The following is a 14217-nucleotide window of genomic DNA, read 5'->3' on the forward strand; positions in this document are numbered from 1 at the left end:
CATGGCTGAAACGAACGTTCCCGAGCAGTTCCACGCCGTCGGCGCGGACATCGCCGACACCAAGGCGCCCGCAGGCCCGATCGAAAAGCGCTGGGACGAGCGCAAGTTCAGCGCCAAGCTGGTCAACCCGGCGAACCGTCGCAAGCTCAGCGTCATCGTGGTCGGCACGGGTCTCGCCGGCGCCTCGGCCGCCGCGACCCTCGGCGAGGGCGGCTATCACGTCAAGAGCTTCTGCTACCAGGACAGCCCGCGGCGGGCCCACTCGATCGCTGCGCAGGGCGGCATCAACGCCGCCAAGAACTACCGCAACGACGGCGACAGCATCTACCGGCTGTTCTACGACACGGTCAAGGGTGGCGACTTCCGCTCGCGCGAGTCGAACTCCTACCGTCTCGCGCAGGTCTCGGTCGACATCATCGACCAGTGCGTCGCGCAGGGCGTGCCATTCGCCCGCGAGTACGGGGGATTGCTCGACAACCGCTCCTTCGGTGGCGTCCAGGTCTCGCGTACCTTCTACGCCCGCGGCCAGACCGGCCAGCAGCTGCTGATCGGTGCCTACCAGGCGCTGGAGCGCCAGGTGGCTGCCGGCACCGTCGAGGTCAACACGCGCCACGAGATGCTCGAGCTGATCATGGTGGATGGCAAGGCCCGCGGCATCGTCGCCCGTGACATGGTCACCGGCGAGATCGAGACGCACACCGCCGACGTCGTCGTGCTCGCCACGGGTGGCTACGGCAATGTCTACTTCTTGTCGACCAACGCGATGGGTTGCAACACGACGGCGACGTGGCGTGCGCACCGCCAGGGTGCCTACTTCGGCAACCCCTGCTACACGCAGATCCACCCGACCTGCATCCCGGTCTCGGGTGACTACCAGTCCAAGCTGACCCTGATGTCGGAGTCGCTGCGCAACGACGGTCGCATCTGGGTGCCCAAGAAGGGCGGCGACGAGCGTTCGCCCGACCAGATTCCCGAGGACGAGCGCGACTACTACCTCGAGCGCATCTATCCTGCGTTCGGCAACCTGGTGCCCCGCGACATCGCCTCGCGTGCCGCGAAGTACCAGTGTGACGACGGCAAGGGTGTCGGCCCCGGCGGGCTGGGTGTCTACCTCGACTTCGCCGACGCAATCAAGCGCCTCGGGCTCGACACGGTGGTCGCCAAGTACGGCAACCTGTTCGACATGTACGCCCAGATCACGGGCGAGGACCCCTACAAGACGCCGATGCGCATCTACCCGGCGGTCCACTACACGATGGGTGGCCTGTGGGTCGACTACGACCTGCAGAGCAACCTCGAGGGGCTCTTCGTCACGGGTGAGGCCAACTTCTCCGACCAGGGTGCCAACCGGCTGGGCGCCTCGGCGCTGATGCAGGGTCTGGCCGACGGTTACTTCGTCCTGCCCAACACGGTGGCCAACTACCTCGCCGACGGCCCGTTCGAGCCGGTCGGTGACGACCACCCGGAGGTCGTCGCGGCCAAGCAGGCCGTTGTCGACCGGATCGAGATGTTCCTGGCGATCGACGGCAACCGCACGGTCGACTCCTACCACAAGGAGCTCGGCCACATCATGTGGGAATACTGCGGCATGGAGCGCTCGGAGGAGGGTCTGACGAAGGCGATCGGCCTGATCCGCGAGCTCAAGGCCGACTTCTACCAGAACGTCAAGGTCTCGGGCACCAACGAGGAGCTCAACCAGACGCTCGAACGGGCCGGTCGGGTTGCCGACTTCTTCGAGCTCGGCGAGCTGATGTGCATCGACGCGCTGCACCGCCGCGAGTCGTGTGGCGGTCACTTCCGCGCCGAGAGCCAGACTGAGGACGGCGAGGCGTTGCGTAACGACGACGAGTTCGCCTACGTCGCTGCGTGGGAGTTCGGTGGCGACACCCCGGTCCTGCACAAGGAAGTGTTGGAGTACGAGTACGTCGAGATGAAGGCCAGGAGCTACAAGTGAACATCACCGTGCGGGTTTGGCGTCAGAAGAATGCCGACGACAAGGGCAAGATGGTCACGTACGGCGTCGAGGACGTCAGCGAGCACATGTCGTTCCTCGAGATGCTCGACGTCCTCAACGAGCAGCTCACGCTCGCTGGCGACGACCCCATCGCGTTCGACCACGACTGCCGCGAAGGCATCTGTGGTGCATGCGGTGTGGTGATCAACGGGCAGGCCCACGGGCCGCAGGTCACCACGACCTGTCAGCTGCACATGCGTAGCTTCGAGGACGGTGCCGTCATCGACATCGAGCCGTGGCGAGCCGGCGCGTTCCCGGTTATCAAGGACCTCGTCGTCGACCGTGGTGCGTTCGACCGCATCATTCAGGCGGGTGGCTTCGTCAGCGCCCCCACCGGCTCGGCACCGGAGGCCAACAACCTCCCCGTGCCGAAGGACGATGCGGACCACGCGTTCGAGTCGGCGGCGTGCATCGGATGTGGCGCGTGCGTCGCGGCGTGCCCCAACGGCTCGGGCATGTTGTTCACTGCCGCCAAGATCACGCACCTGGGCCTGCTCCCGCAGGGGCAGCCCGAGCGTGACTCGCGGGTCATCGGCATGGTCGAGCAGCACGACCACGAGGGATTCGGTGGGTGCACCAACATCGGCGAGTGCACGGCGGCTTGCCCCAAGGGCATCCCGCTGGACACCATCAGCCAGCTCAACCGCGATCTCCTCGGAGCGCTCGCCAAGGGCAAGGCCTGACGGTCCCTGATGTGAGGCCTTGCCGGGCGCCCTGGTGATCCAGGGCAGTCGGCAAGGCCTCCTTCTTTGTCGTCTTTTTGATTAGCATAGGTAATTTGCTATGTTAACGATATGGCCACAGACTCGCATCAGCTTGCCCGCTCGGTGGCCCGTTTGAACCGCCGGCTCCGGCAGGAGCGGCAGACCGATCTGACGCCGACCCAGCTTTCGGTGCTCGGCGCGGTGGTCAAGATCGGGCCGGCCACTCCCAGCGCGATCGCCGCCCACGAACGGGTCCAGCCTCCGTCGATCACCCGCACCCTGACGTGCCTGGTCGATGAGGGACTCGCGACTCGCTCGCCGCACCCCGACGATGGCAGGCAGGTCCTGATCGCGGTCTCCGCCGCAGGCGACGCGGTCCTCGCCGCCGAGCGTGAGCGCCGCGACGAGTGGCTCGCGCAGCGACTCGCCGAGCTCGCGACGCGCGAACGCGAGATCCTGAGGGAGGCGACTGAGCTGCTCGACCGGCTGGCGCGCTCGTGAGTCCCACGTTCCGCTCCCTGAGGCTGCGCAACTACCGGGTCTACGCCGTGGGGTCGTTGATCTCCAACATCGGTACGTGGATGCAGAACACCGCCCAGGCATGGCTCGTGCTGGTCCTCACCGACAGCGGGTCGGCCCTCGGCATCACGGTTGCGCTTCAGCTGCTCCCGACGTTGCTCCTGTCCCCGGTGGGTGGCGTGATCGCCGATCGCTTTCCCAAGCGGACAGTTCTGAGGATCATGCAGGTCGCCATGGCGGTGCCGGCGGCCGTGCTCGGGGTCCTGGCCGTCACAGGGGTCGTCCAGACATGGCACGTCTACGTCCTGGCGTTCGTGTTCGGCATCGGGCGGGCGCTCGAGGCGCCTGCGCGGCAGGCCTTCGTGTCCGAGATGGTCGACCGCGCCGACCTCGGCAACGCGGTCGCGCTCAACTCCGCGTCGTTCAACTCAGGTCGACTGATCGGGCCAGGCCTGGCAGGCCTGATGATCGCGGCATTCGGGGCGGGAGCCGTGGGCACGGGCTGGGTCATCCTGATCAACGCGGCCAGCTATGTGGCGGCGTACGTTGCGCTGCAGATGCTCGACACCGACCAGCTCCGGCCGTCGGTGGTCATCACTCAGCGCCGAGGCGCGGTCCTCGACGGGATCAGGTACGTCCGCTCACGTCCCGACCTGGTGCTGGTGCTGGCGTGCGTGTTCTTCATCGGCGGATTCGGGATGAACTTCCAGATCACGAGTGCGCTCATGGCCACGGACGAGTTCGGCCAGGGTGCGGGAGAGTTCGGCCTGCTGGGCTCGGTCCTGGCGATCGGGTCGCTGGCCGGTGCGTTGCTGGCGGCCCGTCGTGCCAGGCCGCGCCTGCGGACGGTGGTGCTGTCAGGGCTCGTCTTCGCGGTGCTCCAGATCGCCTCGGGCCTCATGCCGACCTTCCTGACGTACGCGCTGGTCCTCCCGTTCATCGGACTGACGATCCTGACGATGGCCACGACGGCGAACGCCTTGATCCAGCTCACGACGACCCCGGAGATGCGAGGGCGGGTCGCTGCGCTGTACCTCATGGTCTTCCTGGGCAGCGTGCCGTTCGCTGCGCCGATCGTGGGATGGATCGGGCAGGAGCACGGAGCGCGCGTCGCCCTGGTGTCGACGGGCGCCCTGGCCGGCCTCGGCATCATGGCGGTCCTCACGTGGTACCTGCGCCACCAGAAGATGTCCCGCGGCGAGTTGCGGTCCGCCGTGGGCGACATACCGTGGATACATGCACGTCGAGCGAACCTTCACGGTGTCCAGGTCCATTGAGGACGTCTTCGACTACCTCAGCAACTTCGAGAACACCAACGAGTGGGATCCCGGGACGGTCGAGACCACCCGGACCGGCGGCGACGGCGGGCTCGGCACGACGTATGCCAACACGTCGGAGTTCATGGGACGGAAGACCGAGCTGACCTACGAGACGATCGGCTTCGATCGTCCGACCTTCTTCTCGGCGCGTGGCAAGAACAAGACCGCGACGGCGACGGACTCGATGACGTTCACGCGCGACGGCGACCGCACCCAGATTCACTACCGCGCCGACTTCCAGTTCCACGGTCTCGTCGGTCTCGTCGCTCCCTTGTTCGTCAAGCCCAAGCTCGACTCGCTGGCGGACGAGACCGTCGAGCAGATCCGCGGCGCCCTGGAGCCGGCCGCCTAGACAGGCTCCAACCCGGCGTGGTCGGGCCGGGTGCTCCTGATCAGGGATATCCTGGTCGGATGCCGCTGTCCCTGTCCCAACGCCTCGCGCGATCGATCGAGGTCGTCACGCCCGACCTGATCGAGGTGCGCCGCGAGCTGCACGCATTCCCCGAGCTCTCGTGGCACGAGGAGCGTACGACCGATCTGGTCGCGACCTGGATGGACAAGCACGGGATCGCGTACGAACGTTTCGAGGGCACGGGCCTGATGGCCGAGATCGGCCCTGACGGCGGTCCGATCGTCGCCCTGCGCGCCGATCTCGACGGCCTGCCGGTCGCCGACACCTCGCAGGACCCGTGGAAGTCGACCGTCCCGGGTGTCTCGCACTCATGCGGTCACGACGTTCACGTTGCGGCCCTGCTGGGCGCAGCGGTCGCGCTCGCCGAGGCGCACGCGGATCACGAGTTGCCCGTACGAGTCCGCCTGATCTTCCAGCCGGCCGAGGAGGTCATGCCCGGCGGTGCCCTCAAGCTGCTGTCCGCTGGCGCCCTGCGCGGGGTGTCGCGCATCTTCGCACTGCACTGCGATCCCTCGCTCGACGTCGGCCACGTCGGGCTGCGCGAAGGCCCCATCACGGGCGCGACCGACCACATCCAGATCCAGTTGAGCGGTCGTGGTGGGCACACTTCTCGTCCGCATCTGACCGAGGACCTGACGTTCGCCCTCGGCAGCCTGCTGATCCAGCTTCCGGCGGTGCTGTCGAGACGATTCGACCCCCGCGCAGGCGTCAGCATGGTGTGGGGACAGGTCCACTCCGGCGACGCGGCCAACGTGATCCCGTCGACCGGCGAGCTCGGCGGCACGTTGCGGATGCTCGACGCTGCGGCGTGGCACCAGGCCGAGCACATGGTCCGTGGGCTGATCAGCGACATCATCCAGCCGTTCGGGGTGACGGCCGACGTGACCTACACCAGGGGTGTCCCGCCGGTGGTCAACGACTTCGCGGCGACCGAGATCATGCGTCGCGCGGTGACCGAGGCAACCGGCCCCCGCGGGGTCGCGACGACTGCACAGAGCCTCGGCGGCGAGGACTTCGCCTGGTACGTCGAGTCGGTGCCCGGAGCGATGGGCAGGCTCGGCACGCGCACGCCGGACGGTCCCACCTATGACCTGCACCAGGGCAACCTGCGGATCGACGAACGGGCGATCGCGATCGGCGCGACAGTCCTCGCGTGTGCCGCCGTGCTCTGAGGGCCCCGCGCTCTGTGACAAATCGGTTACGACTCCTCCGAATGTGGGTGACACCCTCCCGGACGACCCCGACGGATACTAGGGTCTGAAGACGTGCCGGGATCCCGGCTGTGTTTCGAGGAGGAATTTTGCGTCGATTGACCAAGCTTTCGGCTGTCGCCGCCGTTGCCGCGCTCGCTCTTGCGGGCTGCGGAAGCAGCGACAGCAGCGATGGTGGCTCGGGCGACCAGTCCAGCGCCACCAAGGACGTCTGCAAGACCGCCAAGGGCGATGGGCCCAAGATCGGTCTGGCGTACGACGTCGGCGGCCGCGGCGACCAGTCGTTCAACGACTCGGCGTACGCCGGTCTGGAGAAGGCCGTCTCGGACTTCGACGCGACCTGCATCGAGGGCGAGGCCACCGATGGTGAGGCCGAGTCGGCTCGCGAGGACCGTCTGCGTAACTTCGCCGAGAACGGTGCCACGGCAATCGTGGGCGTCGGCTTCGCCTACAGCGAGTCGGTCAACAAGGTTGCCCCGGACTTCCCCGAGGTCAACTTCGGCGTGATCGACGGCTTCGACCCCGACGACAAGGCCAATGACAACGTCGCCTACCTCGGTTTCGCCGAGGAGCAGGGCTCCTACCTCGTCGGCGTCGCCGCTGCCGAGAAGAGCGAGTCCGGCACGATCGGCTTCGTCGGTGGTGTCCACAACGACCTGATCAAGAAGTTCGAGGCGGGCTACGTCGCGGGCGCCAAGGCCGCCAAGCCTGACATCAAGGTTGAGGTTGCGTACATCCAGGAGTCCGACCTCAAGGGCTTCGGCGATCCGGCCGGTGGCAAGGCTGCCGCGACGGGCGAGTTCGACAAGGGCGCCGACGTGGTCTACCACGCAGCCGGCGGCTCGGGCTCGGGCGTGTTCGACGCAGCGGTCGACGCAGGCGACGGCAAGTGGGCCATCGGTGTCGACTCCGACCAGTACCTCACGGCCACGGATGCGCAGAAGGCGCACATCCTGACGTCGATGCTCAAGCGCGTCGACACCGCGACGTACGACTTCGTCAAGTCGGTCGACGCCGGCGAGGCGCTGACGAGTTACCAGAGCTACGACCTCAAGGCGGACGGCGTCGGCTACTCGACGTCGGGCGGTTTCGTGGACGACATCTCCGGTGACATCGACGGCTACAAGGCCAAGATCATCAGCGGCGACATCAAGGTCCCGACCGCTCCGTAAGGACCAGTCGAAATCTGTACCGACGAACCTGGGCTGGGCGCGGTAGCGTTCAGCCCAGGTTCGTACGCTTTTGTCACGAATCAGTGCTGTGAAGTGCTGCGGGAGGAGTGTCCGTGCCGTCTGATGTGGATGCGGTGAAGCTGCGGGGGATCGGCAAACGGTTCCCCGGCGTCATTGCCAATCATGATGTCGATCTGACGATTCGGTCGGGCACCGTGCACGCCCTGATCGGCGAGAACGGCGCCGGCAAGTCGACGCTGATGAAGATCCTCTACGGCGTTCAACGCGCCGACGACGGCACGATCGAGATCAACGGCGAGAAGCTCGTGCTGAAGTCGCCGACCGATGCGATCGACCACGGCATCGGCATGGTCTTCCAGCACTTCATGCTGGCGGACAACCTGACGGTGCTCGAGAACATCGTCCTGGGCGCCGAGAAGCTGCACGGTATCGGTGAGCAGGCGCGGACCGAGATCAGCCGCATCTCCGAGAAGTACGGATTCGGGCTCGAGCCGGACGCGCTGGTCGAGAACCTCGGTGTGGCCGACCGCCAACGCCTGGAGATCACCAAGGTGCTCTACCGAGGCGCCAGCATCATCATCCTGGACGAGCCCACCGCGGTCCTCGTGCCGCAGGAGGTCGACGCGCTGTTCGTCAACCTGCGTGAGCTGCGCAACGCGGGCAACTCGGTGCTGTTCATCTCGCACAAACTCGACGAGGTGCTCGCGATCGCCGACGACATCACCGTCATGCGGCGTGGCACGACGGTCGGCACCGCCGATCCGACGACCGCGACCAAACGCGGACTCGCCGAGCTGATGGTCGGCTCCGAGCTCCCCTCGCCGGCGACCGCCGACTCGACCGTGACGGACGTCGTGGAGCTCGAGCTCACCGACGTCACGCTGACCGACGAGTTCGGTCGCAACCTGCTGACCAGCCTCTCCCTGCAGATCCATCGCGGTGAGGTGCTCGGCGTCGCGGGTGTCGAGGGCAATGGCCAGGCCGAGCTCGTCGAGACCATCATGGGCATGCGCATCCCGACCCACGGGCGCATCGCGCTCAGCAACCAGGACGTCACCCACTGGCACACGCGCAAGCTGCGTGAGGCCGGGATCGGCTACATACCCGAGGACCGGCACCGGCACGGGCTGCTGTTGGACTCCCCGTTGTGGGAGAACCGCATGCTGGGCCACCAGACCGAGGCGCCGAACGCCAAGGGGCCGTGGATCAACCGGTCGGGTGCCCGCAAGGACACGACCAGGATCATGAGCGACTACGACGTGCGCCCCCCCGGGATCGACACGCCGGCGCGCGCGCTGTCCGGCGGCAACCAGCAGAAGTTCATCGTGGGTCGCGAGATGAGCGGCAACCCCGTGCTGCTGATCGCGTCGCACCCGACCCGCGGCGTCGACGTCGGCGCACAGGCCGCGATCTGGGACCACATCAAGCGTGCACGGGCCGACGGCCTCGCGGTGCTGCTGATCTCGGCCGACCTCGACGAGCTGATCGGTCTGTCCGACACGATCCAGGTCATCCTCCGCGGCAACTTCGTCGGCACCTTCGATCCGTCCTCGGTGACACCGCAGGAGCTCGGTACGGCCATGACCGGAGGTTCGGCGGCATGAACAACTCTCGTCTTCGCAGGATCGGGCTGGCGCTGCTGGCGCCGGCCATCGCGGTCGTGGTCAGCGTCGTCGTGACCTCGGTGGTCATCGCGGCCGCCGGCAGTGCGCCGGGCGACTTCTGGACCGCGATGTTCAGCAACCCGCTGCCCCGGATCCGGGTCAACATCCTCAACCAGACCGCGATCATCTACACCGCTGCGGTCGCCGCGGCGATCGGCTTCCGCATGGGGCTGTTCAACATCGGGCTCGAAGGTCAGTACACGATCGCGTCGTTCGCGGCGGCATCGTTTGCCGGGGCCGCCTATCTCGGTGGCTTCCTCAACGTCGCGGTCGCGATCATCATCGCGATCGCGGTCGGTGCCGCATGGTCGGGCATCGCCGGCCTGCTCAAGACCACCCGCGGTATCAGCGAGGTCATCTCGACGATCATGCTCAACGCGATCGCCGTGACCCTGGTGGGCTACCTCCTGGACCGCTACGGCGTGCACGAGGGCAACACGGTCCGGACCAATCGGCTGCCCGACAGCAGCACCCTGACCGGGTTCACGCCCTACCAGCCACGCGATGGCCAGGTCTGGGCGTTGTCTATCATCGCGGTGGTCGTGGGGGTCGGCTTCTGGGTCCTGCTCAACAAGACCCGCTTCGGCTTCGACCTGCGGGCCAGCGGCCAGTCGCAGACAGCCGCACTCGCCTCCGGCATCAACCCCAAGCGGATGATCCTGACCTCGATGCTGCTCTCCGGCGGCGTGGCCGGCCTGATCTGGCTGCCCGCGTTGTTCGGCGGTGCCGGGTCGTACGGCACGTCGTTCCAGGTCGGGCTCGGCTTCACCGGTATCGCCGTGGCGCTGCTGGGCCGCAACCAGCCACTCGGCATGCTGTTCGGCGCCGTGCTGTTTGCCTTCTTGTCAGCGCAGTCCAACACCCTGACGTTCAGCACCGACATCTCGCCGAGCATCGTGCAGATCACCCAGGGCGTCGCGGTGCTCGCCGTGGTCATCGCCTACGAGGTCGTCCGCCGTTGGCGCGCACGGCTCGAGCAGCACGTCGTCAGTGACGAGCCCGAGACAGTCACGGAGGCCACCGCATGACAACCACCAACACCGCGCCCAGCGCGGCTGCCGGGATCATCGCGAAGCTGACCCGCGGCTGGTTCTACCTGGCGCTGGTCGGCATCGCGATCGTGTCGCTGGTGCGGATCGTGACCGACACCAACGACCTGGACTCGGCCGGCACGATCCGTGCCGCGATCATCGCGACCTGTCCGATCCTGATGGCCGCACTCGGTGGACTCTGGGCCGAGCGGGCCGGCGTCGTCAACATCGGCCTCGAGGGTCAGATGATCCTGGGCACCTGGGGCGCAGCCTTCTTCACCTACCACTCCGGCAGCGCCTGGGTCGGCGTGCTCGGAGCGGCTCTTCTCGGCCTGATCGGCGGGCTGCTGCACGCCGTCGCTACCGTGACCTTCGGCGTCGACCACATCGTGTCCGGCGTCGCGATCAACCTGATCGGTGCGGGTGCGGCGACGTACCTCGCCGAGGCGATCTTCCCCGACTACAAGGGGGGTGGCCCGCGCCAGCTGGTCGGCCTCGAGGGTCCGGCGAACATCACGATCCCAGGTGTCTCCGATGCTGCGCTGAACGTGGCGGCACACCACTGGTTCTTCGTGTCCGACGTGGCCTCGGTCGTTGCGGCGCTCACCACGAACATCTCCTCGCTGAGCCTGGTGGTCTTCGCACTGGTCGCGGTGTCGGCGGTGGTGCTGTGGCGCACGGCGTTCGGGCTGCGACTGCGGTCCTGCGGTGAGAACCCGCAGGCCGCGGAGACGCTCGGCGTCAACGTCTATCTCTACAAGTACATCGCGGTGCTGGTCTCGGGTGCGCTGGCTGGCATCGGTGGCGGATTCCTGGCCCTGGTGTCGTCCAGCGGATATAGCGCCAACCAGACCGGCGGGCGCGGATACATCGGCCTGGCAGCCATGATCTTTGGCAACTGGCGACCCGGCGGCCTGCTGGCCGGTGCGCTGACCTTCGGCTACACCGACTCGCTGCGGCTGCGTGACACCGCTGCGGTGCACGCGCTGCTCCTGCTGGTGGCCCTGGGGCTGCTGGTCCTGGCGGCGCTGCGGGTGAGCCGCAAGCAGATCGAGAGCGCGATCGTCATGGGTTCATTCGGCATCGCGATCCTGGCCTGGTTCCTGCTGACCGACTCGGTGCCGCGCCAGTTCACGGTCATGACGCCGTACGTCACAACACTGTTCGTGCTCGGTCTGGGTGCACAACGACTACGCATGCCGGCCGCCGATGGCCAGCGATATCGAAGGGGCGAGGCCGGATGACGCGCAGCACGGGTGCGCACTGATGGCACTGGGGATCTCGGGCGCAGATGACCCGATCGACTGGGACTCGCTGACCAAGTACGCCGTCGAGGTCATGGGTCGCGCCTACGCGCCCTATTCCAGCTTCAAGGTCGGCGCTGCCGGGCTGGTTGACGACGGCCGCGTCGTGCTCGGTTGCAACGTCGAGAACGCGTCGTACGGTCTGTCGCTGTGCGCCGAGTGCGGCATGGTCTCGGCCCTGCACTCCACGGGCGGCGGCCGACTCATCGCGGTAGCCTGCGTCGACGGCAACGGCACAGCCTTGATGCCGTGCGGTCGGTGCCGCCAGCTCCTGTGGGAGAACGGCGGGCCCACGATGCAGCTCATGACGCCGTCCGGCGTGAAGACCATGACCGAAGTCCTTCCCGACGCGTTCGGCGCGTCAGACCTGGAGAACCGTTGACGCGTTACGCCGTCCAGCTCGACCCCGGCAGTCCCGACTTCCTACGCGATCCCTATCCCGTACTGGCCGCGCTGCGCGCCAATGGGCCGGTCCTGTGGCACGAACCCATGGGCAGGTGGCTCGCCACGACGCACGACTCGGTCGGTCAGGTGTTGCGCAACCGCTCCTTCGGCCGGCTGTGGACCGACTGGGAACCGGCCTCGCAGATGGAGCCTTTCAACGCCCTGCACCGCAACCAGATGATGGAGAACGAGCCTCCGGCGCACACCCGGTTGCGGCGTCTCGTGGCGGGCGCTTTCGGTCGCGGCCACGTCGAGCGCATGCGGCCCCGGATCGAGCAGCTCGCCGCGGAGATGGTTGACCGGCTGGACGACCGGTTCGATGTGCTCGGCGACTACGCCGAGCCGATGCCGGTGTTCGTGATCGCCGACCTGCTGGGCGTGCCGCGTGAGGATCACGAGCGACTGCGAGCCTGGTCTCAGGCCATCGTGCACATGTACGAACCGAATGTGGGCGCCGCGACCAAGGCCGCCGCGATCGAGGCGAGCACGGCCTTTTCGGGGTACGTCGCTGACGTCGTGGCCGATCGTCGCACCCATCCCGGTGACGACCTGATCAGCGATCTCCTCGCCGAGCGTGACGGGGGTGCCCAGCTCAGCGACGACGAGCTGATCGCCTCGGTGGTCCTGCTGCTCAACGCGGGTCATGAGGCGTCCGTCAACGTGTTCGGCAACGGTTTCCACGCCCTGCTGGAGCACCCTGACCAGATGGCCCGGCTGACGTCGGGGGAGGTGCCGATCGACATCGCCCTGGAAGAGCTGATCCGTTTCGACGCGCCCCTTCAGCTGTTCGAGCGCACCGCGACGAAGGATGTCGAGGTCAGCGGTCAGGTCATCGCGGCCGGGCAGAAGATCGCCTGTCTGATGGGATCGGCCAACCGCGACGCCGACGTGTTCGTCGACGCCGACCGGTTCGACGTCGGTCGCGACCCCAACCCTCATGTCGGCTTCGGCATGGGCCTGCACTTCTGTCTCGGCGCCCCGTTGGCGCGGCTCGAGCTGCAGATCAGCCTGAAGACACTGCTCGACCGCTTCCCTCGGCTTCGGCTCGCGGAAGAGGCGCCGCGCCGCCCGACCTGGGTGCTGCGTGGCTTCGAGCGCATCGACACGGAGGTTTCGCCATGACCGAGCTGTTCGACGCCGTGGAAGTCATCGCGGCCAAGCGGGACCGGCACGAGCTCGAGGACGCACAGATCGACTGGGTCGTCGACGCGTACACGCGGGGCATCGTGGCGGACGAGCAGATGTCGGCCCTCGCGATGGCGATCCTGCTCAATGGCATGAACCGCCGCGAGATCAGCCGCTGGACCCACGCCATGATCGCAAGTGGCGAGCGGATGGACTTCTCGGCACTGTCCTGGAGCACTGCCGACAAGCACTCGACCGGCGGTGTCGGGGACAAGATCACGCTGCCACTGGCGCCTCTGGTCGCCGCCTGCGGCATCGCCGTGCCGCAGCTCTCCGGGCGCGGGCTCGGTCACACCGGTGGGACGCTCGACAAGCTCGAGTCGATCCCGGGTTGGCGGGCCAACCTGAGCAACGCCGAGATGATGGCCCAGCTCGAGGACGTCGGCGCCGTGATCTGCGCGGCCGGACCGGGACTCGCGCCGGCGGACAAGAAGCTCTACGCGCTGCGGGACGTGACCGGCACGGTCGAGGCGATCCCCTTGATCGCGAGCTCGATCATGAGCAAGAAGATCGCCGAGGGCACGGGCGCGCTGGTCCTGGACGTCAAGGCCGGGTCGGGTGCGTTCATGAAGACCCAGGAGCAGGCCCGTGAGCTGGCCCGGATCATGGTGGACCTGGGCAATGATGCGGGCGTCAAGACGGTCGCGTTGCTGACCGACATGTCGACCCCGCTCGGCCTGACCGCGGGCAATGCCTGCGAGGTGGCCGAGTCGGTCGAGGTGCTGGCCGGTGGCGGCCCACGGGACGTCGTAGAGCTCACGGTCGAGCTGGCCCGCGAGATGCTCGCTGCAGCCGGCAAGGACGACGTCGACCCCGCTGACGTGCTCGCGTCTGGTGCTGCGATGGATGTCTGGAAGCGGATGATTGCGGCGCAGGGCGGCGATCCCGATGCGGCCCTGCCGACCTCCAAGGAGTCGCATGTTGTCACCGCAGGCTCGACGGGCACCCTGGCCCGCCTGGACGCGCTGAGCGTCGGTGTGGCGGCCTGGCGGCTCGGGGCCGGACGATCCAGGCCGGGTGAGCAGGTGCAGGCCGCGGCCGGCGTCGTGATGCATGCCAAGCCCGGCGACCGGGTCACCGAGGGCCAGCCGTTGCTGACGCTGCACACCGACACGCCCGAGCGGTTCGAGCGCGCGATTGCAGCGTTGGACGGCGGGTACGACATCGGTAGCGGTGAATCGGACACCATGTCCGTCGTCATCGACCGCATTCGTTAG

At 67.4% G+C, this 14217-nt stretch carries 13 protein-coding genes; all 13 read left to right on the plus strand.

What is annotated here, in order from left to right:
• Nucleotide 1 precedes the first annotated feature (1 nt).
• The 13 genes from C6I20_RS02125 (at nt 2) to C6I20_RS02185 (ending at nt 14217) form a co-directional block, all read left to right on the plus strand.
• Nucleotides 2-1954, plus strand: a complete 1953-nt coding sequence (locus C6I20_RS02125) for a fumarate reductase/succinate dehydrogenase flavoprotein subunit (protein WP_118394452.1) — start codon at nt 2-4, stop codon at nt 1952-1954.
• A complete protein-coding gene (locus C6I20_RS02130; RefSeq protein ID WP_118394453.1) occupies nt 1951-2697 on the plus strand; it encodes a succinate dehydrogenase/fumarate reductase iron-sulfur subunit in 747 nt (248 codons plus the stop codon). Before C6I20_RS02125 ends, C6I20_RS02130 begins: the two co-directional genes overlap by 4 nt.
• Nucleotides 2698-2808: 111 nt before the next feature.
• Nucleotides 2809-3219 carry a MarR family winged helix-turn-helix transcriptional regulator gene (locus tag C6I20_RS02135; RefSeq protein WP_118394454.1) on the plus strand — a complete coding sequence of 137 codons (411 nt, stop codon included), beginning with the start codon at nt 2809-2811 and terminating at the stop codon, nt 3217-3219.
• On the plus strand, nt 3216-4514 hold the full coding sequence (locus tag C6I20_RS02140) for an MFS transporter (protein WP_118394455.1): 1299 nt from the start codon (nt 3216-3218) through the stop codon (nt 4512-4514). Before C6I20_RS02135 ends, C6I20_RS02140 begins: the two co-directional genes overlap by 4 nt.
• The gene (locus tag C6I20_RS02145; protein WP_118394456.1) at nt 4474-4908 is read left to right on the plus strand and encodes an SRPBCC family protein; all 435 of its coding nucleotides are present in this window, start codon (nt 4474-4476) and stop codon (nt 4906-4908) included. Before C6I20_RS02140 ends, C6I20_RS02145 begins: the two co-directional genes overlap by 41 nt.
• Nucleotides 4909-4967: 59 nt before the next feature.
• Nucleotides 4968-6140 carry an amidohydrolase gene (locus tag C6I20_RS02150; protein WP_162891069.1) on the plus strand — a complete coding sequence of 391 codons (1173 nt, stop codon included), beginning with the start codon at nt 4968-4970 and terminating at the stop codon, nt 6138-6140.
• 137 nt (nt 6141-6277) lie between these two features.
• On the plus strand, nt 6278-7351 hold the full coding sequence (locus tag C6I20_RS02155) for a BMP family protein (protein ID WP_254052214.1): 1074 nt from the start codon (nt 6278-6280) through the stop codon (nt 7349-7351).
• Nucleotides 7352-7464: 113 nt separating this feature from the next.
• Nucleotides 7465-8976, plus strand: coding sequence for an ABC transporter ATP-binding protein (locus C6I20_RS02160; protein WP_216822964.1), 1512 nt, complete (start codon nt 7465-7467; stop codon nt 8974-8976).
• Nucleotides 8973-10064, plus strand: coding sequence for an ABC transporter permease (locus tag C6I20_RS02165; protein WP_118394458.1), 1092 nt, complete (start codon nt 8973-8975; stop codon nt 10062-10064). Before C6I20_RS02160 ends, C6I20_RS02165 begins: the two co-directional genes overlap by 4 nt.
• The gene (locus tag C6I20_RS02170; RefSeq protein WP_118394459.1) at nt 10061-11311 is read left to right on the plus strand and encodes an ABC transporter permease; all 1251 of its coding nucleotides are present in this window, start codon (nt 10061-10063) and stop codon (nt 11309-11311) included. The genes C6I20_RS02165 and C6I20_RS02170 overlap by 4 nt, the downstream gene beginning before the upstream one ends.
• 22 nt (nt 11312-11333) lie before the next feature.
• Nucleotides 11334-11753 (plus strand): cytidine deaminase, encoded by a 420-nt coding sequence (locus tag C6I20_RS02175; protein ID WP_118394460.1) that lies wholly within the window; start codon nt 11334-11336, stop codon nt 11751-11753.
• Nucleotides 11750-12937 (plus strand): cytochrome P450, encoded by a 1188-nt coding sequence (locus tag C6I20_RS02180; protein ID WP_118394461.1) that lies wholly within the window; start codon nt 11750-11752, stop codon nt 12935-12937. The genes C6I20_RS02175 and C6I20_RS02180 overlap by 4 nt, the downstream gene beginning before the upstream one ends.
• Nucleotides 12934-14217 (plus strand): thymidine phosphorylase, encoded by a 1284-nt coding sequence (locus C6I20_RS02185; protein WP_118394462.1) that lies wholly within the window; start codon nt 12934-12936, stop codon nt 14215-14217. The genes C6I20_RS02180 and C6I20_RS02185 overlap by 4 nt, the downstream gene beginning before the upstream one ends.

The sequence above is a fragment of the Aeromicrobium sp. A1-2 genome, from assembly GCF_003443875.1.
Classification (GTDB): domain Bacteria; phylum Actinomycetota; class Actinomycetes; order Propionibacteriales; family Nocardioidaceae; genus Aeromicrobium.

What these genes read in the sequence shown, in the direction of transcription:
- C6I20_RS02125 (WP_118394452.1), top strand. Translation starts at nt 2, where the DNA reads ATGGCTGAAACGAACGTTCCCGAGCAGTTCCACGCCGTCGGCGCGGAC.
- C6I20_RS02135 (WP_118394454.1), top strand. Translation starts at nt 2,809, where the DNA reads ATGGCCACAGACTCGCATCAGCTTGCCCGCTCGGTGGCCCGTTTGAAC.
- C6I20_RS02145 (WP_118394456.1), top strand. Translation starts at nt 4,474, where the DNA reads ATGCACGTCGAGCGAACCTTCACGGTGTCCAGGTCCATTGAGGACGTC.
- C6I20_RS02150 (WP_162891069.1), top strand. Translation starts at nt 4,968, where the DNA reads ATGCCGCTGTCCCTGTCCCAACGCCTCGCGCGATCGATCGAGGTCGTC.
- C6I20_RS02165 (WP_118394458.1), top strand. Translation starts at nt 8,973, where the DNA reads ATGAACAACTCTCGTCTTCGCAGGATCGGGCTGGCGCTGCTGGCGCCG.
- C6I20_RS02170 (WP_118394459.1), top strand. Translation starts at nt 10,061, where the DNA reads ATGACAACCACCAACACCGCGCCCAGCGCGGCTGCCGGGATCATCGCG.
- C6I20_RS02175 (WP_118394460.1), top strand. Translation starts at nt 11,334, where the DNA reads ATGGCACTGGGGATCTCGGGCGCAGATGACCCGATCGACTGGGACTCG.
- C6I20_RS02185 (WP_118394462.1), top strand. Translation starts at nt 12,934, where the DNA reads ATGACCGAGCTGTTCGACGCCGTGGAAGTCATCGCGGCCAAGCGGGAC.